At 63.3% G+C, this 23983-nt stretch carries 23 protein-coding genes; 13 read left to right on the top strand and 10 right to left on the bottom strand.

Annotated elements, in window-relative coordinates; translation table 11 throughout:
* Positions 1-10 precede the first annotated feature (10 nt).
* The 4 genes from DU478_RS13075 to DU478_RS13060 all read right to left on the bottom strand — a co-directional run bounded on the left by DU478_RS13075 (position 11) and on the right by DU478_RS13060 (position 4710).
* The gene (locus DU478_RS13075; RefSeq protein WP_114511407.1) at positions 11-775 is read right to left on the bottom strand and encodes an SDR family oxidoreductase; all 765 of its coding nucleotides are present in this window, start codon (positions 773-775) and stop codon (positions 11-13) included.
* Between the two features lie 3 nt (positions 776-778).
* Complete coding sequence (locus DU478_RS13070) at positions 779-2077, bottom strand: M24 family metallopeptidase (RefSeq protein WP_114511406.1); 1299 nt, start codon at positions 2075-2077, stop codon at positions 779-781.
* Positions 2078-2142: 65 nt separating this feature from the next.
* Positions 2143-2949, bottom strand: a complete 807-nt coding sequence (locus DU478_RS13065) for an SDR family NAD(P)-dependent oxidoreductase (RefSeq protein WP_114511405.1) — start codon at positions 2947-2949, stop codon at positions 2143-2145.
* 21 nt (positions 2950-2970) lie between these two features.
* Positions 2971-4710, bottom strand: coding sequence for an extracellular solute-binding protein (locus DU478_RS13060; RefSeq protein WP_233501257.1), 1740 nt, complete (start codon positions 4708-4710; stop codon positions 2971-2973).
* Between the two features lie 299 nt (positions 4711-5009).
* On the opposite strand from DU478_RS13060, the gene DU478_RS13055 reads away from it, so the two are divergent.
* The 6 genes from DU478_RS13055 to DU478_RS13030 all read left to right on the top strand — a co-directional run bounded on the left by DU478_RS13055 (position 5010) and on the right by DU478_RS13030 (position 11391).
* Entirely contained in the window at positions 5010-5969 is a 960-nt protein-coding gene (locus DU478_RS13055) for a sugar ABC transporter substrate-binding protein (protein ID WP_114511404.1), read from the top strand.
* 87 nt (positions 5970-6056) lie between these two features.
* Positions 6057-6854 (top strand): SDR family oxidoreductase, encoded by a 798-nt coding sequence (locus DU478_RS13050; protein ID WP_114511403.1) that lies wholly within the window; start codon positions 6057-6059, stop codon positions 6852-6854.
* Between the two features lie 54 nt (positions 6855-6908).
* Positions 6909-7883, top strand: a complete 975-nt coding sequence (locus DU478_RS13045) for an ABC transporter permease (RefSeq protein ID WP_114511465.1) — start codon at positions 6909-6911, stop codon at positions 7881-7883.
* A gap of 118 nt (positions 7884-8001) precedes the next feature.
* Positions 8002-9003, top strand: coding sequence for an ABC transporter permease (locus tag DU478_RS13040; RefSeq protein WP_114511402.1), 1002 nt, complete (start codon positions 8002-8004; stop codon positions 9001-9003).
* Positions 9000-10505, top strand: coding sequence for a sugar ABC transporter ATP-binding protein (locus tag DU478_RS13035; protein WP_114511401.1), 1506 nt, complete (start codon positions 9000-9002; stop codon positions 10503-10505). The genes DU478_RS13040 and DU478_RS13035 overlap by 4 nt, the downstream gene beginning before the upstream one ends.
* Before the next feature lie 25 nt (positions 10506-10530).
* Positions 10531-11391, top strand: a complete 861-nt coding sequence (locus DU478_RS13030) for a fumarylacetoacetate hydrolase family protein (RefSeq protein ID WP_114511400.1) — start codon at positions 10531-10533, stop codon at positions 11389-11391.
* Between the two features lie 3 nt (positions 11392-11394).
* On the opposite strand, the gene DU478_RS13025 is transcribed toward DU478_RS13030, so the two are convergent.
* The 3 genes from DU478_RS13025 to DU478_RS13015 are packed head-to-tail and all read right to left on the bottom strand — an operon-like array spanning position 11395 to position 14224.
* Positions 11395-12213, bottom strand: coding sequence for an NAD-dependent epimerase/dehydratase family protein (locus DU478_RS13025; protein ID WP_114511399.1), 819 nt, complete (start codon positions 12211-12213; stop codon positions 11395-11397).
* Positions 12210-13010 carry a glycosyltransferase gene (locus DU478_RS13020; protein ID WP_114511398.1) on the bottom strand — a complete coding sequence of 267 codons (801 nt, stop codon included), beginning with the start codon at positions 13008-13010 and terminating at the stop codon, positions 12210-12212. Before DU478_RS13020 ends, DU478_RS13025 begins: the two co-directional genes overlap by 4 nt.
* Positions 13007-14224: an NAD-dependent epimerase/dehydratase family protein gene (locus DU478_RS13015; RefSeq protein ID WP_114511397.1), complete on the bottom strand. Its 1218-nt coding sequence runs from the start codon at positions 14222-14224 to the stop codon at positions 13007-13009. Before DU478_RS13015 ends, DU478_RS13020 begins: the two co-directional genes overlap by 4 nt.
* Before the next feature lie 315 nt (positions 14225-14539).
* On the opposite strand from DU478_RS13015, the gene DU478_RS13010 reads away from it, so the two are divergent.
* Positions 14540-14851, top strand: coding sequence for a hypothetical protein (locus tag DU478_RS13010; protein ID WP_114511396.1), 312 nt, complete (start codon positions 14540-14542; stop codon positions 14849-14851).
* An 11-nt stretch (positions 14852-14862) separates the two neighbouring features.
* Here the strand turns inward: DU478_RS13010 and irrA are convergent, their stop codons facing one another.
* Entirely contained in the window at positions 14863-15279 is a 417-nt protein-coding gene (irrA, locus tag DU478_RS13005; RefSeq protein WP_114511395.1) for an iron response transcriptional regulator IrrA, read from the bottom strand.
* Between the two features lie 167 nt (positions 15280-15446).
* On the opposite strand from irrA, the gene fabA reads away from it, so the two are divergent.
* From fabA to fabB, 3 genes are all read left to right on the top strand, one after another.
* Complete coding sequence (gene fabA / locus DU478_RS13000) at positions 15447-15956, top strand: bifunctional 3-hydroxydecanoyl-ACP dehydratase/trans-2-decenoyl-ACP isomerase (RefSeq protein ID WP_114511394.1); 510 nt, start codon at positions 15447-15449, stop codon at positions 15954-15956.
* A 15-nt stretch (positions 15957-15971) separates the two neighbouring features.
* A complete protein-coding gene (locus tag DU478_RS12995) occupies positions 15972-16628 on the top strand; it encodes a hypothetical protein (RefSeq protein ID WP_114511393.1) in 657 nt (218 codons plus the stop codon).
* A gap of 81 nt (positions 16629-16709) precedes the next feature.
* On the top strand, positions 16710-17936 hold the full coding sequence (fabB, locus tag DU478_RS12990) for a beta-ketoacyl-ACP synthase I (protein WP_114511392.1): 1227 nt from the start codon (positions 16710-16712) through the stop codon (positions 17934-17936).
* 242 nt (positions 17937-18178) lie between these two features.
* Here fabB and DU478_RS12985 read toward each other — a convergent pair whose 3' ends face one another.
* Positions 18179-19792: an AIPR family protein gene (locus DU478_RS12985; RefSeq protein ID WP_114511391.1), complete on the bottom strand. Its 1614-nt coding sequence runs from the start codon at positions 19790-19792 to the stop codon at positions 18179-18181.
* A gap of 292 nt (positions 19793-20084) precedes the next feature.
* Here DU478_RS12985 and DU478_RS12980 point away from each other — a divergent pair, with 292 nt between their 5' ends.
* Together DU478_RS12980 and DU478_RS12975 are read left to right on the top strand one after the other, a co-directional pair.
* Positions 20085-20876, top strand: coding sequence for an enoyl-ACP reductase FabI (locus tag DU478_RS12980; RefSeq protein ID WP_114511390.1), 792 nt, complete (start codon positions 20085-20087; stop codon positions 20874-20876).
* A gap of 65 nt (positions 20877-20941) precedes the next feature.
* On the top strand, positions 20942-21616 hold the full coding sequence (locus tag DU478_RS12975; protein WP_114511389.1) for an FAD-binding oxidoreductase: 675 nt from the start codon (positions 20942-20944) through the stop codon (positions 21614-21616).
* 4 nt (positions 21617-21620) lie between these two features.
* On the opposite strand, the gene DU478_RS12970 is transcribed toward DU478_RS12975, so the two are convergent.
* Positions 21621-22490, bottom strand: coding sequence for a hypothetical protein (locus DU478_RS12970; protein WP_114511464.1), 870 nt, complete (start codon positions 22488-22490; stop codon positions 21621-21623).
* Positions 22491-22624: 134 nt separating this feature from the next.
* Here DU478_RS12970 and miaB point away from each other — a divergent pair, with 134 nt between their 5' ends.
* Positions 22625-23944, top strand: a complete 1320-nt coding sequence (gene miaB, locus DU478_RS12965) for a tRNA (N6-isopentenyl adenosine(37)-C2)-methylthiotransferase MiaB (RefSeq protein WP_114511388.1) — start codon at positions 22625-22627, stop codon at positions 23942-23944.
* Positions 23945-23983: the final 39 nt, after the last annotated feature.

Here is a 23983-nt window from a genome sequence, read left to right as displayed (position 1 = left end):
GGGTCCTCTCTCAGCGTGCAAGCCAGCCGCCGTCGACGGCGAGGATGCTGCCATTGCAATAGGCGGCGGCGTCGGATGCCAGGAACACCGCGGCGCCGGCGATCTCGGACGGGTCGGCGAACCGGCCCTGCGGAATCCGCTCCAGCAGCGCCTTCGAGCGCACCGGATCGTCGCGCAAAGCCTGGGTGTTGTCGGTGGCGGTGTAGCCGGGGGCGATGGCGTTGACGTTGACTCCGTGCGGCGCCCATTCGTTGCAAAGCGCCCGGGTCAACCCGATGGCCGCGTGCTTGCTGGCGGCATAGCCCGGCACGGTCAGCCCGCCCTGGAAGCCTAGCACCGAGGACACGATGACGATCTTGCCGCTGCCCTGCGCCACCATGCGCTTGCCGGCGGCCTGGCTCAGCAACCAGACGGAATCGAGGTTGACCGACAGCACCCGCCGCCAGTCGTCGAGCGCCATCTCGACCGACGGCGCTCGGTGGATGATGCCCGCGTTGTTCACGAGAATGTCCAGCCCGCCCAAAGCGTTGCTGGCGAAGTCGATCACCTCTTCGGCGGCCGCGGCATCCATTCCGGCGAAATCCGCCTTGACCGCCGCCGCCTTGACGCCGAGCGCCTCGATGGCCTTGAGCGTGTCGTCGGGCGCGTGGCTGCGGTACGTCAGCGCCACGTCGGCCCCGGCGGCGGCAAGGCCGAGGGCAATGCCCTCGCCGATGCCGGTGGCGCCGCCGGTGACCAGGGCCTTGCGGCCGGTCAGGTCGAACGGGTTGGCCATCGCTCAGTACCGGTTCGCGATGGGCAGCTCTTCCGCCGGGAAGAGGCTGATGACCTCGCAGCCCTTTTCGGTCACGACGACCTCTTCCTCGATCCGCGCGGCCGAATAGCCGTCGGCGGCGGGGCAGTAGGTTTCCAGCGCAAAGACCATGCCGGTCTGGATCTCCATCGGGTGGTCGAGGCTGATAGCGCGGGAAATGATCGGCCGTTCGTGCAGCGCCAGACCCAGCCCATGTCCGAACTGCAAGCCAAAGGCCGCATCCTCGTTCGGAAACCCGAGCGACTCGGCGGTCGGCCAGACCTCGGCCACCTTGTCGGTGGTGACACCCGGTTTGATCATCGCGATGGAGGCGTCGATCCATTCGCGCGCCTTCACGTAGGCGTCGTTCTGCGCGGGCGTCGCGCGGCCAACGTTGAACGTGCGGTAATAACAGGTTCGATAGCCTTGATAGGATTGCAGAATATCAAAGAACGCCTGGTCGCCGGGGCGGATCAGCCGGTCGGTGAAGTTGTGCGGATGCGGGTTGCAGCGCTCGCCGGAGATGGCGTTGATCGCCTCCACATCGTCGCTGCCCATCTCGTAGAGCATCTTGTTGGACAGGGCGACGATGTCGTTCTCGCGCACGCCCGGTTTCAGCTCTTCGTAGATCATGTGGTAGACGCCATCGACCATCGACGCCGCCTGCGTGAGCAGCTGGATCTCGTCCCAGTTCTTGATCTCGCGCGCCGCCAGCATGATTTGCTGGCCGTCGACCACGTTGATGCCCTCGGCCAGAAGGGCGTGGAACATCGCGGTTTCGGCATAATCGACGCCCACCGGCATGTCGGCCATGCCTGCGTCCTTGATGAGCTGCGCGATCATCTTGGCGTATTTGGTCATCAGGCCGAAATCCGGCGGGATGGTGCCGCGCATGCCAACGACGCCGGCCAGGCAGTGGTCGGGCTCGAGCCAGTCGGAATGGCGCTTGTGGTGCATCGCCGCCGAACCGAAATCCCAGACGTAGGGGCTGTCATCGCCGGTCAGCAGACAGAAGCGGCACATCTTGTCCCGCTCCCATTCGCCGATCTTGGTGGCGGTGACGTAGCGGATGTTGTTCACGTCGAAGAGCAGCAGCGACCCGGCCTTGGAATTCTGCAGAGACTGCCGGGTGCGGGCCAGCCGGTAGCGGCGCAGGCGGTCATGGTCTATGCGGCGTTCGAAATCGACCGACATGTGGCCCCAGGCGGGCAGGCGCTCGCGCCATTCCCAGTTCGGTTCGAGGTCTTGCGGTGTGAGCATGTTCGGCATCAGGGCGCGGGACATGAAAGGCTCCTTTCGGATACGCGGGCGCGCATCCATTCTGTTGCAAAATCAGGGGGTTGTTCGGGTTACTTCGTGACCCAGCCGCCGTCGATCGAGATCATCTGGCCGGTCATGTAGTCGCTGTCGTCGCTGGCCAGGAACGATGCGGTGCCGACCACGTCCTTGGGATAGGACACACGCTTGATCACCAGGTTGTTCTCGACGATGTCGTCGTAGGCCTGGCCCGCGCGCTCCTTGAACCCGATCTCGACCAGGTCCTTGTCGAGCTGTTCCCAGAGCGGGGTGACCACGACGCCCGGGGCATAGCCGTTCACGGTGATGTTGTGCTCGGCCAGACCCAGCGCGCCACACTCGGTCAGCGCGAGGCAGCCGTATTTCGAGGTGCAGTAGACGGTGACGTCCACCAGCGGTTTGCGCGATGCGATGGAACCGACGTTGATCAGCTTGTAAGGCTTGTCCTGCGGTCCCTGCGCGATCATCTGGCGCGCGACCTCCTGCATGCCGAGCCACATCGCCTTGGTGTTGACGTTCATGATCATGTCCCAGTTGTCTTCATCGATATCCATGAAGAACCGGGGCTTGTTGAGGCCGGCGTTGAAGAGGCCCACGTTGATGGAACCGAAGGCCTCGACCGTCGCGGCGACGGCGGCGGCATTGTCGGCGCGGCTGGTGACATCCATCCTGACCGCTACGGCCTTGCCATTGCCGGCGGCGTTGATCGCATCGGCGACCTTCTGCGCCTCGTCGCCATCGAGATCGCCCAGACACACGTTGGCGCCCTGCGCCGCAAAGGCTTCGGCATTGGCGGCGCCCATGCCGCGGGCGGCACCGGTGATCAGGATGTTCTTGCCCTTCAGGCGTTCGGTGTCCATGTGTCTCTCCTCCTCGGGACGTCAGGTCTTTGGTCGGGGCGTGATCAGCGCGTCGGCGCGATCCTGGGCCCGGCGCAGGGCGTCGCGCGGGTTCTGGATGCCGCGCAGCATGTCGTGGAATTCCTCGCCGCAGATCTGGATGATCCCGGCGATCTCGGGCACCGGCGGGCGGGGCCAGAATTGCAGTTCGTCGCGCCAGGACATGCCGTCCACGGCCTCGAAGATCGGCGAGGCGCGGCGCACATCCGGATCGGCGGCGACGGAGTAGCGGGCGTTGGTCCGGCTGCCGTTCTGCACGAAAAGCTTCTGCGCCTCGGGCGAGGTAAAGAGCGTCAGTGCCTCGGCGGCGGCGGGCAGGCGTTCCGGCGCGAGGTTCGACGGGATGCCGAGCGCATAGCCGCCGATCGGCGCGACCGCGGTGGCGCCCGGCCCGACCGGATGCGGCAGATAGCCGGTCTGTCCGTAGGCGGGCGAGGTCTCGTCGAGCTCGAAATAGGGGGCCAGCAGCGTGTAGCCGTAGGCCATGGCGATCTTGCCCTGGGCATAGGGCCGCACGCGCTCGTACCAGGACATCGACAGGATGTCGGGCGGCGAATAGCTCAGTAATTCGCGCAGGAATTCCGCTGCCTGCAGGCCCGCGTCGGTGTCGATCGTGACGCGGTAGTCGCGGTCGGCCAGACGGTCGGTATCAAAGCCGCCGGCCACTTCGGGCAGGTTCAGGATCGGCTGGCCGAAATCGGCCATGGTCATCAGTACCGTGTGCCCCAGCGCCGTGCCGCGCGCGGCGTTCCAGCCGATGCCGTAGAGCCCGCGCTGCGGTTGGTGCAGCGTGCGCGCGGCCTGCAGCAGCGCGTCGGTCGTCGCGGGCGGCTCCAGCCCCGCAGCGGCCAGAAGGTCGCGGCGGTAGAACAGCAGTTCCGGCGTGGTCTGGGCGGGCACGGCGAAGGCGCGGCCACCCCAATGCGTCGCCTTCCAGCCGGCGGTGTGGAAATCCGCCGGATCGAGTGCCGCGACGTCAAAGGCATCCTCCAGCGGCATCAGCACGCCCCTGTCGGCAAATTCGCCGATCCAGGGCAGGTCGACTGCGATGATGTCGTAGCGGCTCGTGGGCCGGTCGGCATTGCGCAGCGCCTCGTCGCGCAGGCGGTCAATGGAAAAGGCGCGCTGGCTGATCTGGGTGCCGATGGACTGTTCGAACTGGCGCTTGAGATTCTCCATGACCATGAAGGTGGGGTCGCCATGGACCAGCACCCGGATGCCGCCCGACACGCGCAACGGTTCGGACCGGATCGGCAGGGGCGGGATCGAATGCGCCGCGGCGTAGCTGCCGCCGAAGTAATAGTCCTGCGGGTTGGTGGCAGACCCCAGACCGCCGAAATGCCCCTCGGCGATGCGCTGCACGCGGCCCGACAGCTGCACCCATTGCGACAGCAGCTTGTCGCTTGGATGCAGGGAAAAGCTCTTGCGGGTCTTGGTGCGCGGGCGCTGGTCGATGAGCCCGGCCTTCATCATGTCCTTCATGCGTCGGTTGGCGGTGGCGTAGGGCACGCCACTGGCGCCGATCAGAGAGGTGGGGGTGACTGTGCGCGCCTCGAAATGGCCCTGAAGCAGGTGCAGCGCCATGCGCAGATGCGCATCGGTCGAGGCCAGTTCGATCGTGTCCTCGACCTCGCCGCACAGGTCCTCCAGAAAGGACAGAACCGTCAGCATCTCGGCATGGACGCTTTGCGAAACGGAAACGCCGTGCTTATGTCCTGCCATCGCGTTCACGCTGGTATCGATCCTTTCCGATAAAGCCTGCACCGAACCTTCGGTGTATTTGGTCGATTTGGATGACATCGATCCGCTCATCTCGTCCGCCTTCAAATTGTTCAGAATGACGATCAGATCGTACCGGGAAGACATCCAGTTTGGATAAAATAATCTCCAAAATGGATTTTATTGCCGGTCTCACGGCGTGGCGCCTTGGGCAGTATGCGGCAAGAGCCACTCTCGGGGGTGATCCGGGAGCAGGCCGTTGAACGACCAAGACAAGAGACGTCAACCGGGAGGAGACCCAAATGACACTTCGCACCATCCTTGCCGCATCGAGCGCGGCACTGGCGCTGACAGGCATGGCCCAGGCCGCCGAGCACGGCCCGTTCAAGATCGGCATCACGCAGAACAACGTCGGCGTGGACAGCTACCAGACCACCTACGAGCAGGCTTTCATCGCCGCCGCCGAAGAGAACGACATGGTCGAGTCGGTGGTCCTGGATGCCGGCGGCGACGTCGCCCGCCAGATCGCCCAGGTCGAGGATCTGATCCAGCAGGACGTCGATGCGATCATCATCTGGCCGACCAATGGCGAAGCGGTGATCCCCGCCGTGCGCAAGGCGCACCAGGCCGATATACCGGTCATCGTCACCAACTCCAATATCGCCGAGCAAGGCTTTGATTTCGTGGCCTCTTTCTCGGGTCCCGACAACATCACACAGGGTGCCCGGTCGGCCGAGATCATGTGCGACAAGTTCAAGGACATGGGCATCGAAGCCGAAGCCCGCGTTGTGCAGATCAGTGGCCAGCCCGGCTACACCACCGCCATCGAGCGCGCCAAGGGGTTCGAGGATCGTCTGCCCGAGGTCTGCCCGGACGTCACGCTGGTCGAAACCCAGCCCGGCGACTGGAACCGCGAGAAATCCCAGCAGGTGATGGAAGCCTTCCTGGTCAAGTACGACGACATCGACGGCGTCTATGCCGGTGACGACAACATGGGCGTGGGGGCTCTGAACGCCGCCAAGGCCGCGGGCCGCGAGGACATCATCTTTGTCGGCGCCACCAATTTCTCGGTCGGATACGAGGCGATGGAGGCGGGCGACTACTGGGGCTCGATCTACCAGTCGCCGGTCGATGACGCCGAAGCGGCTCTGCAAACCGCGATCGACGTGCTGAACGGCGAAGACGTGCCGTTCCTCAACTACTTCGACACGCCGAAGATCACCCAGGACAACATGAGCGAGTTCACCAAGCCGGTGTTCTAAACTCCTCCCGGGTGCGGGGCGCGGGCACAGCTCGCGTCCCGCAGTCTTTCGACGAGTTCGACGGTTTCAGAGACAGGGAGGCGCGTCATGGGACGTGTGACGGGACGGGTCTGCATCGTGACGGGTGCGGCGCGCGGTATCGGCCGGGCCATCGGCGAAGCGCTTCTGGACGAGGGCGCCAAGGTCTGTTTCGCCGATATCGACGGCGATGGCGCGGCCGGCGTGGCCGAGCAGAACCGCAGCCGCCTGAACGGGCAGGCGGGCAACGTCACCTCGGCCCAAGTCGACGTCGCCAACCGTGACGCGGTGCGCGCGATGATCGCCCACACGGTCGAAACCTTCGGGCGGCTCGATGTGAAGTTCAACAATGCCGGTGTTAATCGTCCGATGAACTTCATGAACGTGACCGAGGACAACTGGAATTTCATCATGGGCGTCAATGGTCTGGGCTGCCTGATCGGCATGCAGGAGGCGGCGCGCCAGATGATCGCGCAGGGCGGCGGTGGCAAGATCATCAACACCGCCTCGATCGCCAGCCGCCAGGGGTTCGACAACGTAGCACCTTATTGCGCCTCGAAATTCGCCGTCGTGTCGCTGACCCAGTCGGGTGCCCGCGATCTGGCCAAGCACGACATCACCGTGACCGGCTTTGCCCCCGGCGTCGTCGCCACGGAGATGTGGGAACAGGTCGACCGCGATCTGATGGACATCGGCGCGGCCAGCCGTCCGGGGCAGGCGATGGAAGAGTTCTCCGCCGAGATCCTGCGCGGCCGGGTGGCCAAGCCGAAGGACATCACCGGCACGACGACCTTCCTCGCCTCCGAGGACAGCGATTACATGACCGGGCAGATCGTTATGATCGACGGCGGCATGACACTGGTCTGACGTGGCCGCGACGATATCTGACCGTTGACCGCCAGCGACCTTGGGGAGGGGATCATGGCAACACTGACAAAGCAGAAAATCGGCAGCGTTCTGGCAAAGCAGGGCATCCTGGTCGCCTTTGCGCTGTTCATCATCGCCTTCACCTTCGCCAATCCGAAATTCCTGTCGGTGGACAACTTGTTCAGCGTTATACGATCTTCGGCAATCCTTGGGATCATGGCGCTTGGCGTCACCTTCGTGGTGATCAGCGGCAATCTCGACCTGTCCGTGGGATCGATGATGTCCTTCTCGACCATCGTGGTTCTGGACCTGCACGACAAGATCGGTCCGTTCCTCGCGATCCCGGCGATGTTCGCCATGACGCTCTGCCTTGGCGCTTTCATCGGCTTCCTCGTGGGGTATCTGAAACTCAATTCGTTGATCGTGACGCTGGGGATGCTGTCGGCCATCCACGGTCTGACGCTGACCTATTCCGGCGGCAAGAACATGGACATCGCCGACAAGGAAGGCACTTGGTTCAGCGTCTTCGGCCAGGGCACGGCCTTGGGTATCCCGGTGCCGATCCTGATCTTCCTCGGCCTTGCCGCGGTTCTGGGCCTCGTGCTGGCGCGCACGCCCTTCGGGCGCAAGGTCTATGCGGTGGGCGGCAACGGCACGGCGGCGACCTTCTCGGGCATTCGGCGCGCGCGGACGGTGTTCCTGTGCTACGTCATGTCGTCGGCCTGTGTGGCGGTGGCGGGGCTGATCCAGGCCAGCCGGAGCCTTGGGTCGCAGAACACCGTGGGGCAGGGTCTGGAGCTCGAGGTGCTGGCGGCGGTCATCCTGGGCGGCGCGTCGCTGATGGGCGGGTCGGGCACGATCTTCAAGACTGTCATCGGCGTGCTGATCCTGGGGTTCATCCAGAACGGCCTGCTGCTGCTCGGGTTGCAGTTCTACGTCCAGTTCGTCGTGACCTGGGTAATCATCATCCTTGCGGTCTGGCTCGATATCGCGGCCAAGCGCGGCAAGCTCTGGTCACCGATCGCGTAATCCGCCCGCCAGCAGCGACGCGGTAGGGCAAGCAATCAGCCCTCAAGCAGCGAAGCGGTAGGGCAAGCAATCAGCCCTCAAGCAGCGAAGCGGTAGGGCATTAGAAGAGGAAAAGGTCATGCAACCTGGTGCACTTTCCGACGCTCTGAAAAAAGGCGCGATCTGGGGCTTCATCGTGCTCGAGCTGATCTTCTTCAGCGTCGCGGGCGAATACCTGTCGCTCTCCGACAACGCCTTCATGGATTACGAGAACATGCTGCTGCTGCTCAAGCAGTCGGCCCCCATCGGCATCATCGCCATGGGCATGACCATCGTGATGATCAACGGCAACATCGACCTCAGCGTGGGCGCGACCTATGCCATCGCCGCGATCATCCTGCTGGACAGCATGACCTGGCCGATCTTTGCAGGCCTGGGCGACTGGGTGATCCCGGTGGCCTGGCTGCTGGCGCTGCTGGCGGGCACGATGCTGGGCGCGCTCAATGGCATCATCGTCTGGAAGACCGGCGTCGACGCCTTCATCGTCACGCTGGGGTCGATGCTGGGCTTTCGCGGCATCGTCTTCATGTTCAACGGCGAGAACCCCACGAGCCACCTGAACTGGACGCTCGTCGACTTTGCCGAAGCGCAGGTCCTGGGGCTGCACACGGCCACCTGGTTCCTTGCGATCGTGACTCTGGTGCTGTGGTACGTGATGACCCGCACGGTGCACGGCCGCAACGCCTATGCCATCGGCGACAACCGCGAGGCGGCGGTCAACGCGGGCATCCGCGTCGGGCCGCACATGATGATCAACTTCGCGATCATCGGCTTCCTGGCGGCGCTGTCGGCGGTGGTCTTCTATTCGGAATCGGGGTCCGTGAACCCCAACGACGGCCAGCTCTACGAGCTGTGGGTCATCACCGCCGTCGTGCTGGGCGGCACCAAGATCACCGGCGGCGCGGGCAGCGTCATCGGCACCCTGGGCGGCGTCATCGCCATCCAGCTGCTGCGCAAGGGTCTGGGCCATATCGGCGCCGACACCTCGACGGTGAACCTGGTGATCGGCCTCATCCTGATCGCGGTGCTGGTGCTCGACCGTCAGCTGAACGTCAAAGGCAAAGAGGAGCTCAAGGTATGACCGATCCGGTTCTGCGTCTCGAAGGCATCGTCAAGACCTTTCCCGGCGTGCGCGCGCTCGACGGCGTGTCGCTGTCGGTCATGCCCGGCGAAGTCCACGCCCTGATGGGCGAAAACGGGGCGGGCAAATCCACGCTGATGAAGGTGCTGGGCGGCATCCACCAGCCGAACGAAGGCCGCATCCTGATGGACGAAAAGCCGGTGGTCATGGCCGGCCCGCTCGAAGCCAAGGCCAAGGGCATCGTCTTTATCCACCAGGAACTGAGCCTCGCCGAGGAACTGACGGTGGCCGAGAACATCTACCTGGGCGAGCTGCCGAAAAAGAGTTTCGGCCGGGTCGACTGGGCGACGCTGTTCTCCAAGACCGATGCGATCCTGAAAAAGCTCAACGTGGGGTTCGGCGCCAAGACCCGGGTCGGATCGCTGTCCATCGCCAACCAGCAGATGGTCGAGATCGCCCGCGCGCTGACCGTGGATGCCAAGGCGGTGATCTTCGACGAGCCCACCGCGTCGCTGACGGATGCCGAAAAGGTTGTGCTTTTCGACGTGATATCCGATCTGCAAAAGAGCGGGGTCGGGATCGTCTATATCTCCCACCGGATGGAGGAAATCTTCAAGATCACCGACCGCATCACCGTGCTGCGCGACGGTCAGTACCAGGGCACGGTCGAAACCCGCGAGACCGACGAGGAAAAGGTCACGCAGATGATGATCGGGCGCAAACTCGACCTCAGCCGCAATGCGTCGCATCACGAGCTGGGCGACGTGGCGCTCGAAGTGCGGGGGCTGAGTTGCGGCAAGCTCTACGACGACATCAGCTTTGACATCCGCCGCGGCGAGGTGGTCGGCTTCTACGGCCTTGTCGGCGCCGGCCGCACCGAGATCGCCGAGACGCTCTTTGGCCTGCGCGATCCGTCGAAGGGCAAGATCCTTCTCGACGGCGAGGAGGTGCGCTTGAACTCGCCTTCGGACGCCATCGCCCGCGGCATCAGCCTGGTGCCCGAGGACCGCAAGGGGCAGGGGCTGGTGCTGGGCATGAACTGCCGGGACAACATGACCCTGCCGCAGGTCGACGACCTCAAGGCCGGGCCGTTCGTGGCCGAGGGCGCCGAGGTCGCGATCTTCGATCTCTACCGCGACAAGCTGGACATCCGCACGCCGGGCTGGAAACAGAAGGTCGGCAACCTGTCGGGCGGCAACCAGCAGAAGATCGTCATCGGCAAGTGGCTGTCTATGAAGCCCAGCGTGCTGATCGTGGACGAACCGACCCGCGGCATCGACGTGGGCAGCAAGTCCGAGATCCACAAACTGCTGCGCGAGCTGGCGGCGCAGGGCTATGCGGTCATGGTCATCAGCTCGGAAATGCCCGAGGTTCTGCATGTCTCGGACCGGATCGTCGCCATGTATTCCGGCCGGATCATGCGGACCTTCACGTCCGAGGAAGTGACCGAGGACAGCCTCATCCAAGCGATTTCCGGCATCGGCGGCGACAAGGCCGCCTGACCCCCATCCCAACACTGGAGACACCATGAAACTGCTTCGCTATGGCCCCCCGGGTGCCGAGAAACCCGGGATACTGGACAGCGCGGGCCGGGTGCGCGACCTGTCGGGCAGAGTCGAGGACATCGCGGGCGCGGCTTTGCATCAGGACAGCCTCGCGGCGCTACGCAAGCTCGACATCGACACGCTGCCGCTGGTCGACGGCACGCCGCAGGACGACCTGCGCCTCGGGCCCTGCGTCGGCCGGGTCGGCAAGTTCGTCTGCATTGGCCTCAACTATTCCGACCACGCGGCGGAAGCCGGGATGCCGGTGCCGCCCGAGCCGGTGATCTTCAACAAGTGGACCTCTGCCATCTGCGGGCCCAACGACCCGATCCAGGTGCCGCGCGGCAGCACCAAGACCGACTGGGAGGTCGAGCTGGGCGTCGTGATCGGCACGGGCGGCAGCTATATCGACGAGGGCGACGCCATGGCGCATGTGGCGGGACTCTGCGTCATCAACGACGTGTCCGAGCGGGAATTCCAGCTCGACCGCGCCGGAACCTGGGACAAGGGCAAGGGCTGCGACACCTTCGGTCCGACCGGGCCGTGGCTGGTGACCATGGACGAGGTCGCCGATATCGACGACCTCGAGATGTGGCTCGACGTCGATGGTGAGCGGATGCAGTCCGGCAATACCTCGACCCTGATCTACAAGGTGCCTCACCTCGTGTCCTACTGCAGCCGCTTCATGAGCCTGCAGCCGGGCGACGTGATCTCGACCGGTACACCGCCGGGCGTCGGCATGGGATTCAAGCCGCCGCGTTACCTGCATGGCGGCGAGGTGGTTTCGCTGGGGATCGCCGGGCTGGGCGAACAGCGGGCGTCGGTTCTGCCCGCGCCTGCGTGAGCGTTACGGAACCGTCTTCAGAAGATCGGGCAGGGCGCGATCAAGCGCCTGCCAGCCGCTTGGGCGCCAGCCAAGGGCGCGCAAACGGTCGCAGCGCATTTCGCTGACCGGCGCGTCGCTGGCCTCTGGCAGGGCGGACGTGCCGCCCGTGAGCGCCGCCACCCGCGCCAACAGGTCGCGGCGGTCCAGCAGGATGTCCGAGGCATTGAAGACACCTGTCTCGGTGCGGTGCAGGAGCAGGTGCACGGCCCGGGCGAGGTCCGCGCCGTGCAGTTCCGTGCTGCGTCGGGGCTGAATCGGTCGGCCCGCTTGGAAATCCGCGAACAGACCTTCCCATTTGTGGCCCGTCCCTTCGCCGTAGACACCGGTGGCGCGGATCGACGCCGCGGAGAATGCGTCGCCGCAGAGGGCATCAAGCGCCTGTTCCGCCTGCCATTTCACCTCGCCATAAAGGGTGTCGGGGCGCGGCGGCATATCCTCGGTCAGTGTCGTGCCCGGCGGGTAGGCGCCATAGACCGCGCGGGTGCTGAGAAAGGTCACCCGTCCCACGCCTGACACTTTCGCCGCCTCGAAGAGCGCCAGAGACCCGTCGAGGTTGGCGCGCGTGAACCCCTCGGGATCGTCGCCTTCGCCGCCGCGATAGCGCCCCGGCACATGGGCAAGGGCACTATGCACCAGCGCGTCGCAGCCCGAGAGGTCGGGCCGGTCGCCCAACCGGTACTCCGGACGTGACAGCGGCACCACCGTGTCGCCAGCCGCGCGAAGGCCGTCCGCGATGAACCGCCCCACGAGCCCGGTCGCACCGGTCAGCGCGACCTTCATGCCGGGCCGGGCAGGGCGGCCGTGTCGGGCACCGGCCCGTCGCCCGCATAGGCCCGCCACAGGTCGATGAGCGGGCGCAGCCGGTCGGCCTTGGCGTGATCCTGCCAGGGTTTCTCGTACTGGAAGTGCAGCACCTTGATCTGCTCCCACGACCAGAGGTCGGGCAGGTTGAACCAGACGTATTGCAGCATGTTCATCGTCACCGGCAGCCCGTGCCAGTCGGGAAAGTAGTCCTGCAGGAAGGTCTGATCGGTGCGTCGCCAGAACGCTTCGGGCGCGTCGAGCCGCGCCAGCATCGCGTCGAAGGTGGCCGGATCGGGCCGGGCGGTGAAGACGCCGGAGTTCATGCGGTGAAAATCCGCCACGGATTCGTAAACGTTGGGCGCGGCGCAGAACTCGGGGTAATCGAACAGCCTGTCGATGTTGCGCAGGACCAGCGTGTCGGCGTCGAGGAACACCACCCGGTCGTAGGGCAACTGCCAGAGCCGCAGCTTGGCGAAATTGTCGAGCGGCGTGTGAAACCCCGGCTTTTCACCCTTGGTGAAAGGCGCCGCGTCGTGCAGCGCCTTGCGACCATGGCGGGCGTTGAACCCGTCGGAGGTAGGCAGCAGTTCGACAGGCACCAGCCGCGCGCCGAGGACGGTCAGCGGCGCCAGCGCCTCTGGCGGGACGCCGCCGGTGTGCATGACGACCATGTCGGCCCCGGTGCCGCTCAGCACCAGCGAGCGCACCAGTGCCCTCGCTCCTACAGAGAAATCGGCATTTGTCACCAGGGTGACGTAGGCGCGGTCGGTCATGACACGGATTTGAGCCGCGGATCCTCGGGGTCGGCTTCGACCTCTGCGGCCAGTTCGCGGGTCCAAGCGCTGACCGCCGGAACGCGGCTGCGGTCGATGCGGTGGGCGAACTTGCGCGCCACCTCGACCACCTCGTCGAGCAGCCCCGCCTCGAGCGTCGTCGGGTTGAGCCCCAGCGCCATGAACTGGTCGTTCTTGACGATCAGGTCGTTTTCGGCGGCTTCCTTGCGGGGGTTGGGCAGCCAGGCGATCTTGGCCCCGGTGAGGCCCGCCACCATCTCTGCGAGATCCCGCACCCGGTGGGTTTCGGTCATCTGGTTGAAGATCTTCACCCGCTCGCCCGCTGCAGGCGCATCCCCCAGCGCCAGTTCGATGCAGCGCACCGAATCCTGGATGTGGATAAAGGCGCGGGTCTGTCCGCCGGTGCCGTGCACGGTCAGCGGATAGCCGATCGCCGCCTGGATCAGGAAGCGGTTGAGCACCGTGCCATAGTCGCCGTCATAGTCGAACCGGTTGATCAGCTGCGGGTCGCGCCGGGTCTGGTCGGTATGGGTGCCCCAGACGATGCCCTGGTGCAGGTCGGTGATCCGCAGCCCGTCGTTCTGCGCGTAAAACTGAAACAGGATCTGATCGAGGCTCTTGGTCATGTGGTAGACCGATCCGGGCCGCGTGGGATAGAGGATCTCCTGTCCCTTCTTGCCGTCCGGCGTGTCGATCTCGACGTCGAGGTAGCCTTCGGGGATCGGCGCGCCAACCGAGGAATAGCCGTAGACCCCCATGGTCCCTAAATGCACCAGATGCGCGTCGATGCCCGTCTCGACCATCGCCGTGAGCAGGTTGTGCGTCGCGTTGACGTTGTTGTTGACGGTGTAGACCTTGTGGCGGTCGGATTTCATCGAATAGGGCGCGGCACGCTGTTCGGCGAAATGAATGATCGCATCGGGCTTTTCCGCTTCGAGCCATTGCTTCAGACGCTGGTATTCTCCCGCGAGGTCCAGCAGGTGAAAGCGGATCGAGCGCCCGGTCTCGCGCTTCCAGATGCGGCACCGCTCTTGAATGCTGTCCATCGGGGTCAGCGACTGCACGCCCAGTTCGGTGTCGATCCAGCGCCGCGACAGGTTGTCGATGATATGCACTTCGTGTCCGGCGTCGGAGAGGTGCAGAGAGGTGGGCCAGCCGCAGAATCCGTCGCCTCCGAGAACGGCAATTTTCATGGGGTATCTCCTTCGGGTCCGAGGCGCAGAGCGCCGAGAGTGCCAAGTCCCGCGAGAGGCAAGGCCGGGTGCGATCTGTCACGATCTTATCAAAGTTTTATGTCATTTGACGTCCAAGGACAGGGGGCGACCCGGAATTTTCCGCGGGATCGGCGCCCGCTTGCCGGTCTCGGGCGTCACCTCTGCAGGGTGATCCTTACCGAGATCCATTTGGATTTAACCCTTTTTTTACCTTGAATCCCCAACCCTGATCGCGCCGGACCGGGGTTTATTGCCCTCGGGGCGGCTGAACCGGAACAGCAAGGACACCCCGATATGACCAACCTGACGCGCGCCGCTTTCGTGATGCTCCCACTTTGGCTCGCGGGCTGCGAAATGCCCGCGGCACAGCTCGACCCGGTGGTGGCGTCTTTCAACGAGGCCAGCGTCGGCATCCAGCTCAACGGCAATGCGATGGATTTCTCCAGCGCCGAGGCCCGCGCCGGTGCCGTGGCCCGCGCCGATGCCAAGGCAGCCGAGATATGCAGCCGCGGGCCCAATCGGCGCGCGGAATTCGCCAGCACCCGCAATCTGCCGACCGGCGATTACAGCTACGTCCAGGAACGGCTTTATCTCTGCCTGCGCTAGGCGCGCGGGGCTCAGCTGCGGCGCAGCCGGATCACCACGTCGACGCTGGTGATCTGCGCGCCCTCGGGCGCGTCCGGCAGGCGCAGTATTTCAAGCTGGTCTGACGGCGCATCGGTCAGCGTGCCGTCGTCTTCCCAGAAGAAATGCGGATGGTCATGGGTGTTGGTGTCGAAATAGCTTTTCGATCCGTCCACCGTCACTTCCTGCATGAGGCCTGCATCGCAGAACGCCCGCAGCGTATTGTAGACCGTGGCCAGCGACACCTTTTCGCCGCGCGTCTTGGCGGCGGCAAAGAGGCTTTCGGCGGTGACGTGGCGGTTCTGCCCGTCGCCCACAAGCAGCGACGCAAGGCTCAGCCGCTGACGCGTCGGACGCAGTCCGGCCGTGTCGAGCCAGTCAGTTCCGCGTTGCTTGGCCTCAGGTGTCATTGTCACATCATCCTTGGGTCTTTGCATATATATAGAGGCGACAGGGCCGGGATTTCAAACAAAATTGCCGCGCTGCAGACATGGCGGCGGGCGCGGCAGGCTTGCGCGTCGCGCGCGCACGGTGATAGAGGGGCGTGATTGCCACGACAGGAGTGAGAGGCGCCGCCATGGCCGACTATCCAAGCCGTTTCGACAAGGACGACCTGCTGAAATGCGCCCGCGGAGAGCTCTTCGGTCCCGGCAATGCGCAATTGCCCGAACCGCCGATGCTGATGATGGACAGGATCACCGACATCTCGGGCGACGGCGGCGCGCACGGCAAGGGCCACGTGGTGGCTGAATTCGACATCACGCCGGACCTGTGGTTCTTCGACTGCCATTTTCCCGGCAACCCGATCATGCCCGGCTGCCTGGGCCTTGACGGTCTGTGGCAGCTCACCGGCTTCAACCTGGGCTGGCGCGGCTGGCAGGGGCGGGGCTATGCGCTGGGTGTCGGCGAGGTGAAGCTGACCGGCATGGTGCGCCCGGACCGCAAGATGCTGACCTACAAGGTGGATTTCATCAAGGCCGTACAGACCCGCCGGCTGACCATGGGCGTCGCCGACGGCATCGTCGAGGCCGATGGCGAGGTGATCTACCAGGTCAAGGACATGAAGGTCGCGTTGAGCGAAAGCTGAGGCGGCGCTGCCGCGATGAGCGACCACTACGCGCCGGCGTTCTTCTCGAAGCTGGAAGAGCAAGCTGCAGGCAGCGACTGGACCGCCCGATATCAACATGTCGCGCAGCAGATCGGGGATTGGGTTGTGGCCGCCGGACCCGATATCGGACAGCCGGGACGGATCGGGTTCTACGCAAAACCCGCCGTCTGGGACACGATCCTGCGGTCCGTCATGCAGATCACGGACATCGTCCCGACCGACCCGGCCTTCCACTTCACCCGCTCCTTCACCTGCCCGGTCCCGGTCCTGCGCTCTGTCGAAATCGACCCTGGTCTAACGGATGCGGACGCCGCCGCAGCCCTCATCCAGTTCGCCGAGACCTGTGCGGCCAGGCGAGAGATCTGGGCCTACACGTCCTTTGACGCGACGCTTCCGCAGGACGTTTCGAACGGCGAATACCTGATGACGCAGGTGATCGACCGGCTGCACCGGAGGCAGTGGACCGCGGCGCGCGAGATCTGCCGCGGCGTCGTTTCGGGCCAGACCTATGCCGGTTACGTGCTGGCCTCCGTGGACAGGCAGGCTGCGCCGGATGACGAAAACCGCAGACCGTCGCTGAGCTTTTTCCATCTCGCGCTGCTCTGGATGGACCGGCAGCCGTCGTTCTGGTCTCGGCTCCTGCGGCGCTGAGCGGCGGGCCTTGCGCCAATGCGGTTGCGTCTCGGGCCCGTGCTGCCCTACACAGGCAGCAACCAAAGCGAAGGAGGCCGCATGCGCCGCGTCGTCGTCACTGGGCTGGGGATCGTCTCCAGCATCGGGAACACCGCCGAAGAGGTTCTGGCCTCTCTGAAGGCCGGAAAATCCGGCATCACCGCCAACGCGGCGATGAAGGAGCATGGCTTTCGCAGCCAGGTCGCCGGCGACGTGAAGCTCGACGTGACCGAGCACGTAGACAAGCGCGCCCTGCGTTTCATGGGGCCGGGGGCGGCCTATGGCTATATCGCCATGACCCAGGCCATCGCCGATGCGGGGCTGGCGGACAGCGACATCTCGAACCCGCGCACCGGGCTCGTGGCGGGGTCGGGCGGGCCGTCGACCAGCGCCATGCTGGCGGCGCACCAGACCGTTCTGGAAAAGGGCAGCCCGAAGCGAATCGGACCCTTCGCCGTGCCGAAATGCATGTCCTCGACAATCTCGGCGAACCTCTCGACCGCGTTCAAGATCAAGGGCATCAACTATTCCATCACCTCTGCCTGCTCGACCTCGCTGCACTGCATCGGCAACGCGGCGGAGCAGATCATGCTGGGCAAGCAGGACGTGATGTTCGCGGGCGGGGCGGAGGAGCTGGACTGGACGCTGTCGTGCCTCTTCGACGCCATGGGCGCGATGAGCGCCAAGTACAACGACACGCCGGAACGCGCCTCGCGCGCCTTCGATGCCGACCGCGACGGCTTTGTCATCGGCGGCGGCGGCGGCATCCTCGTGCTGGAAGAGTTGGAGCACGCCAAGGCCCGTGGTGCCAAGATCTACGCCGAGGTCACCGGCTACGCCGCCACCTCGGACGGCCACGACATGGTGGCACCGTCGGGCGAGGGCGGCGAGCGCGCGATGCGCCTGGCCCTGCAGTCGCTCAAGGACCGCAAGGTGGGCTACATCAACGCCCACGGCACCTCGACCCCGGTGGGCGACGTCGGAGAGATCGAGGCCGTCCGCCGCGTCTTCGGCGACGGCCAGACCCCGCCGGTGAGTTCCACCAAGTCGATGACCGGCCACAGCCAGGGGGCCACCGGCGCGCAGGAGGCGATCTATTGCCTGCTTATGCTGGAGCACGACTTCATCGCGCCGTCCATCAACGTGGAGACGCTGGACCCGGCGCTGAAACCCGCGGAGATCGCCACGTCGCTGGTGGAGAACGCCGGGCTGGACACGGTGATGACGAATTCCTTCGGGTTCGGCGGGACGAACGGGTCGATGCTGTTGTCGCGGTTTGTGGGGTGAGGGGGGTCGGCAGCGTTATTGCTGTGTTCAGGCGCCCGTTTATGCAAAATGGGCGGAGAGCAGCAGTTCGCTGCGCATCGCATGAATGACCGGGAAGCGCAGAGAGCGGGCGTTGTAAAAACTTCAGCCTGCAGCGCCACCCGCCTTTCGCTCGACAGAAATGCGCTTTACCTCATCAACTAACGGGCGTGACTTTGCGCTATCTCGTTCAAGTTCAAGTTCAAGGGTTTGTAGGCCCTGCTTCACAATTGGACGCATTCATCGAACGCCTCCTTAGAAGCGCTCTGATCGGCGAGCTTGCCTAATAGATTGGCACAGTATGATTGGCATTTCTTACTCTTAGCACCAGGATACTCGTGCTCCTCGTAGCGGTGTCGGAACGCCAGCAATAGAAAGAACTTAAAGGGGCGAATAACGCGCTCTACAGCGTCCAAACGACGAATGGCTATTTCGAAGCGATATGCAGCGAATGCTGAAGTATAATAGGCGTCGGGTCGATGATCGTTCTGAAAGACACGATCTTTGTTATTTTTGAGGAGGGTGCCTTGGTAACGGCCAGCCTGATTTGGGACATCACAAAACATTGATGCATAGTATTTTAGCTGCGCACCTTTTGTTACTATCCTACCCTTTTCTATGCCTTCAGATCGCGCAAATTGCTTCCCTCGTCGCTCGTAGAATAGCCGAAAATCACCGTCTTTGGCTGCATAAAAATCCTCCAAATCGTGCTGAAAAGAGGTAAATGCTAGCAGGTCGTTTTCATCTACTTGGGTCTGCTTGTTGGTTGACTTGATAATAGACTGCGCCACTTCCTCATCTTCGGTGTGGATAAGCTTGATCGGCACATGTAGGTCATCGTTAACATCAGAACGGTTTTCAAAGATCACGTGACTGGTTTGGCAGCCATTCACGATTTGATAATCCTCTAAAAGGTAATTTTTCGAGGTCGGTCTTATGTTCTTTGCAACTATGGTTATGCCATTGTTTCTAAGTACGAACTGATCCAGTTCACCATTCTGAATCGTTCTTGCAATGTCGGTATTTACTGGGTTCGCACCTTGAAAGTCACGCACATTATCCACAAAAACCGTACGCAACAAATCTCCATCATCGTCCACTAACAGCTTTAAAAACTCAGACGCGGGGAGAGAGCAAACGTATGCCGCCTCAACGCCGCGAATTGTTGGTAGAGTTATCAAATTGTCGATTCTCACGCTTCGGGAAAGGCTGATCTTGGTTTGGCGATACAGCTTTTGTAGCTCTCTAGCGCCAAGTGGCTCAAATGATACCTCAGAGAATAGGTTCGTATCCTCTAGCTCTTCCCGTTTTCGTGAAATAATGCTAGTTATGTATGGATCGTTCTTCCAACTTCCTGTACATGCGTAGAATATACGACAGATAGGGTTATCTTTAAGCTTGGCTGCATTTTCATACACCCTATTTATTATCTCAATTAATCGCTTTATATCATCGTTAAATGGGAGAGACTGGTTGTCAGAAAATATCTCCTTGACCATATTGTCACCGAGCGCGAGCATCGCAGCGCCGTCAAAACTACTTGATGTCTTTGCTTGGAGAATCAGGAACTCAACATCCATAACCCCGCTCATCGACAGGATATCATCTACCACTTGCGCATCAAACACAAATCGACCGTTAATCTTTACTGCAAACGCGTCGACATTCAAATCTCCACCGTCGCCGCAAACAACTTCAGATGTGTCTATTTCCTCAGGAAAGCGCGCAGAGAATACGCTAAATGACGAAAAATGTTCAAATTGATCTGAAGGGCTAAAATTGGTTAGGCCATTTGCTTCAGAAAAATCTGTGATCAGTGAATGTGTAACGGGGTCCATTGTCGTTGGTGCTCCACTGCTAGGCGTTGAGGCGTTGTTAGCACTAGACTGTCACCGGTGGCTATCGCAAGATTGACTGTACCGAGGTTCAACTAAAGCAAGAATTGCCAGCACTAGTGAAGTTTACCCCTGTTTGAAAAGGCTATGCGCAATGTCCGTTTCGGGCTGCGTCCGGACCTTCGTCGCGTTGAGCATGAACTGCCGCTCAGGCCCTATAGCGCAACCCCACCACCCCCCACCTTGACCTCCCCCGCCGTTCCGGTCAGACCTGATCCAAAAGCCGGAGGGGCACATGACGATTTCTTTGCAGGGCAAGCGCGGGCTCATCATGGGGGTGGCGAACGAACGCTCCATCGCCTGGGGCATCGCCAAGGCCTGTGCCGAGGCGGGGGCGGAGCTGGCCTTTACCTACCAGGGCGAGGCCTTCGGCAAGCGGCTGGAGCCCCTGGCGCAGAGTGTCGGCAGCGATTTCATGGTCGACGTGGACGTGAGCGACGATGCCTCTCTGGATGCCGCCTTTGACGCACTCGGGCAGCGCTGGCCGACGCTCGATTTCCTCGTCCATGCCATCGCCTTTTCAGACAAGTCCGAATTGCAGGGACGAATCCTCAACACCTCGCGCGCCAACTTCAAGAATTCGCTCGACATTTCCGCCTACAGCTTCATCGACGTGGCGCGGCGGGCGCATCCGATGATGGTCGAGAACGGCGGCACGCTGCTGACGCTGACCTACATGGGCTCGACCCGCGTCACGCCCAACTACAACGTCATGGGCGTGGCCAAGGCGGCGCTCGAGGCGTCGGTGCGGTATCTGGCCAACGACCTCGGCCCCGAGGGCATCCGCGTCAACGCGATCAGCCCCGGCCCGATGAAGACCCTCGCGGGCGCGGCCATCGGCGGGGCGCGCAAGACCTACAAGCACACCGACATGAACGCGCCGCTGCGGTCGAACGCGACGCTCGATGCGGTGGGCGGCACGGCGGTCTGGCTCTGTTCGGACGCGGGCGCCTTCACCACCGGAGAGGTGGTGCGGGTGGATGGCGGGTTCCATGTGCTGGGCATGCCGCAATACGAAAATCTCTGAACGGCGCGAATTCTTGGAACGGCCCGGGGTCCGGCGGGTTTCCCTGTCAACAGACAGGAGCGACCATGACCCATACCCTCACGCTGCAAGCCATCAAACCGGTCACCCACGACACCTATCACCTGACGTTCGACAAGCCCGAGGGTTTCGAGTTCACGCCCGGGCAGGCGACCGAGATGAGGCTTGACCGGGACGGGTGGCGCGACGAAGGCCGGCCGTTCACCTTTGCCAGCCTCCCGGACGAGCCGACTTTGGATTTTGTCATCAAGACCTACCCCGACCATGCCGGCGTCACGGAGCAGATCCCCTCTCTCGAGCCCGGCGACACGGTCACGATCAAGGATGTCTGGGGCGCTATCCAGTACAAGGGCGACGGCGTATTCATCGCGGGCGGCGCAGGGGTCACGCCCTTCATCGCGATCCTGCGCGACAAGCTGGCCCGCGACGGCGCGCTGGACGGCAACACGCTGATCTATTCGAACACGGCCGAACGCGACATAATCCTGCGCGAAACCTTTGAAGGCATGCCGGGTCTGACCTGCCATTGGACGGTGACGGATCAGGAAAACAGCCCACTGGCGCATGGCCAGATCGACCGCCCGATGCTTGAGCAATATGTCGATCCAGATGCCACCATAAGTTATATCTGCGGACCGGATCCGATGATCGACGCGGTCCGAGACACGCTGCGCGACATGGGGGTGGCCGAGGACCGGATCGTGACCGAAGACGGTCACTGACCGCTCAGAACCACTGGCCCGGTTCCATCAGCCCGAGATCCAGAAACTGCCGGGAATGCCATTCGAACATCGTGGAGTTGTGCCAGCGGAATGTTTGGATGTCGAAGGTCGAGCCGGGATTTGACTTGAGCGCCTTTGCGGTGCGGAACGACGCGATGGCGCACGTGAGGTTGTTGTGCCACGGGCAGGCGTAGGTGTTGTATTCCTCGTCCGAGAAGGTGTGATCGTCGCGCAGCCGCAGGCCAGGCTTGGCACGGAAGAGCGCGATCCGGTCGATCTTGCGGCGCACCTGCGGCACGTGTTCCTCGTAGCGCCAGCGCAGGCCGCCGTAGAAATCCAGCTGCCGCTCCTTCGGGTGGTTGTGGTTGGCCGGATCGGGCCGCGCCAGCGCGTAATAGCCCGACCGGTCCATATAGGCCTCGTCCAGCGACACGGCGTTGGGAAAGCGCCCGAGATCGCCCGCGTAAAGGTCGATCACGTAGCTCAGCATCGCGTCGCGTCGTTCTTCGCTATGGAAGGCCAGCAATTCGCCGATCGTGCGCGTTTCGATGAAGGGGAAGAACAGATACTCGGCGTTGTAGCAGTAAAAGAGCCAGAGCCCCGGCGCGGCCTCGTTCACCGCGCCCACGGCCGACTGCAAGGCACCGTCGCGCGTCATCTCGTAATCCACACGCTGCACGGTTTCGCGCAGGTCGGGCGGCAGGGTGAAGACCGCAGGCATGAACGCCACCACGGCGCGAAAGCCAAGCTGCTGATGATGGCGCAGGGTGGTGTCGATTTCGACGTCGTCTTCGCAGAACACCAGCGCCACCGGACCCTTGGCCAGCACTGCCGTGCCGCGGGTCAGGAAATCCTTGAGGCTGGAATAGTGCATCTTTTGCATCTCGTTGCCGCGGCGGTGGCGCCGCCCCGCGTTTTATCGCAAAATCGGTGAATTCCTCGTGCATTGCAAGACGCCCCGCTTCTGCGCTAAGGGCAGCGCCTGAACCCGTTACCCGGAGGCCCGCCATGACCGCGCCGAAGAAACTTTATATCAAGACCTACGGCTGCCAGATGAACGTCTACGATTCCGAGCGCATGGCCGAGGCGTTGGGGGGGCAGGGCTACGTGCCGACGGACCGGGCCGACGATGCCGACATGATTCTTCTCAACACCTGCCACATCCGCGAGAAGGCCGCCGAAAAGGTCTATTCCGAGCTCGGTCGCTACAAGTCTCTCAAGGCCGACAAGCCCGACCTCAAGATCGGCGTCGCGGGCTGCGTGGCCCAGGCCGAGGGCGAAGAGATCATGCGCCGCCAGCCGCTGGTCGATCTGGTCGTCGGGCCGCAGAGTTACCACCGTCTGCCCGCGCTTGAAGCGAAGACGCGGGCTGGCGAAAAGGCGCTCGACACCGATTTCCCCGAGGACGACAAGTTCGAGGCGCTCAAGCGCCGCCCCAAGGCAGCGCGTGGACCGACCGCCTTTCTGACCGTGCAGGAAGGCTGCGACAAGTTCTGCGCCTTCTGCGTCGTGCCCTATACCCGCGGCGCCGAAGTGAGCCGCCCCGCCGACCGCATCCTGACCGAGGCGCGCGACCTGGTGGAGCGCGGCGTGCGCGAGATCACCCTGCTGGGCCAGAACGTCAACGCCTACCACGGCGCGGGGGCGGGCGGCGATTGGAGCCTCGCGCGGCTGATCTGGGCACTCAATGACATCGACGGGCTGGAGCGCATCCGCTTCACCACCAGCCATCCCAACGACATGACCGACGACCTTTACGAGGTACACGGCACCTGTCCCAAGCTCATGCCCTACCTGCATCTGCCAGTGCAGTCCGGGTCCGACCGCATCCTCAAGCGGATGAACCGCAGCCACACCGCCGAAAGCTACCTGCGCTGCATCGAGAGGCTGCGCGCGGCGCGGCCCGACATCCTGCTTTCGGGTGATTTCATCGTCGGATTTCCCGAAGAGACCGAGGCGGATTTCCAGGCCACGCTCGACCTGATCGAGGCGGTCGGCTACGGCTATGCCTATACCTTCAAATATTCCACGCGGCCGGGCACCCCGGCGGCAGAGCGCGTGCAGGTGCCCGAGGACGTCAAGGACGACCGGCTGCAGCGGCTTCAGGCGCTCATTACCCGGCAGCAGCGGGCTGCGCAGGACGCGATGGTGGGGCAGGAGGTCGGCGTGCTCTTCGAAAAGCCCGGCCGCTTGGTCGGTCAGATGGTCGGGAAATCCGACCATCTGCACGCGGTGCATGTGACCGCCAAAGGTGTTTCACCCGGCGACCTGCGCCAGGTGAAGATCGTCGAAAGCGGTGCCAATTCGCTGGCAGGCGTTCTGGTCTGAAAACGCCTGCGGCTTGAGCTTAATGCATTCCGCGTGAAA

Source organism: Thalassococcus profundi (genome assembly GCF_003344785.1).
In the GTDB taxonomy this organism is placed as follows: Bacteria; Pseudomonadota; Alphaproteobacteria; order Rhodobacterales; family Rhodobacteraceae; genus Puniceibacterium; species Puniceibacterium profundi.
This window is presented reverse-complemented; position numbering and strand designations above follow the sequence as displayed.

Coding starts and splice junctions, on each gene's coding strand:
- DU478_RS13075 (WP_114511407.1), bottom strand. CDS start 775: ATGGCCAACCCGTTCGACCTGACCGGCCGCAAGGCCCTGGTCACCGGC.
- DU478_RS13070 (WP_114511406.1), bottom strand. CDS start 2,077: ATGTCCCGCGCCCTGATGCCGAACATGCTCACACCGCAAGACCTCGAA.
- DU478_RS13065 (WP_114511405.1), bottom strand. CDS start 2,949: ATGGACACCGAACGCCTGAAGGGCAAGAACATCCTGATCACCGGTGCC.
- DU478_RS13060 (WP_233501257.1), bottom strand. CDS start 4,710: ATGGCAGGACATAAGCACGGCGTTTCCGTTTCGCAAAGCGTCCATGCC.
- DU478_RS13055 (WP_114511404.1), top strand. CDS start 5,010: ATGACACTTCGCACCATCCTTGCCGCATCGAGCGCGGCACTGGCGCTG.
- DU478_RS13050 (WP_114511403.1), top strand. CDS start 6,057: ATGGGACGTGTGACGGGACGGGTCTGCATCGTGACGGGTGCGGCGCGC.
- DU478_RS13045 (WP_114511465.1), top strand. CDS start 6,909: ATGGCAACACTGACAAAGCAGAAAATCGGCAGCGTTCTGGCAAAGCAG.
- DU478_RS13040 (WP_114511402.1), top strand. CDS start 8,002: ATGCAACCTGGTGCACTTTCCGACGCTCTGAAAAAAGGCGCGATCTGG.
- DU478_RS13035 (WP_114511401.1), top strand. CDS start 9,000: ATGACCGATCCGGTTCTGCGTCTCGAAGGCATCGTCAAGACCTTTCCC.
- DU478_RS13030 (WP_114511400.1), top strand. CDS start 10,531: ATGAAACTGCTTCGCTATGGCCCCCCGGGTGCCGAGAAACCCGGGATA.
- DU478_RS13025 (WP_114511399.1), bottom strand. CDS start 12,213: ATGAAGGTCGCGCTGACCGGTGCGACCGGGCTCGTGGGGCGGTTCATC.
- DU478_RS13020 (WP_114511398.1), bottom strand. CDS start 13,010: ATGACCGACCGCGCCTACGTCACCCTGGTGACAAATGCCGATTTCTCT.
- DU478_RS13015 (WP_114511397.1), bottom strand. CDS start 14,224: ATGAAAATTGCCGTTCTCGGAGGCGACGGATTCTGCGGCTGGCCCACC.
- DU478_RS13010 (WP_114511396.1), top strand. CDS start 14,540: ATGACCAACCTGACGCGCGCCGCTTTCGTGATGCTCCCACTTTGGCTC.
- irrA (WP_114511395.1), bottom strand. CDS start 15,279: ATGACACCTGAGGCCAAGCAACGCGGAACTGACTGGCTCGACACGGCC.
- fabA (WP_114511394.1), top strand. CDS start 15,447: ATGGCCGACTATCCAAGCCGTTTCGACAAGGACGACCTGCTGAAATGC.
- DU478_RS12995 (WP_114511393.1), top strand. CDS start 15,972: ATGAGCGACCACTACGCGCCGGCGTTCTTCTCGAAGCTGGAAGAGCAA.
- fabB (WP_114511392.1), top strand. CDS start 16,710: ATGCGCCGCGTCGTCGTCACTGGGCTGGGGATCGTCTCCAGCATCGGG.
- DU478_RS12985 (WP_114511391.1), bottom strand. CDS start 19,792: ATGGACCCCGTTACACATTCACTGATCACAGATTTTTCTGAAGCAAAT.
- DU478_RS12980 (WP_114511390.1), top strand. CDS start 20,085: ATGACGATTTCTTTGCAGGGCAAGCGCGGGCTCATCATGGGGGTGGCG.
- DU478_RS12975 (WP_114511389.1), top strand. CDS start 20,942: ATGACCCATACCCTCACGCTGCAAGCCATCAAACCGGTCACCCACGAC.
- DU478_RS12970 (WP_114511464.1), bottom strand. CDS start 22,490: ATGCACTATTCCAGCCTCAAGGATTTCCTGACCCGCGGCACGGCAGTG.
- miaB (WP_114511388.1), top strand. CDS start 22,625: ATGACCGCGCCGAAGAAACTTTATATCAAGACCTACGGCTGCCAGATG.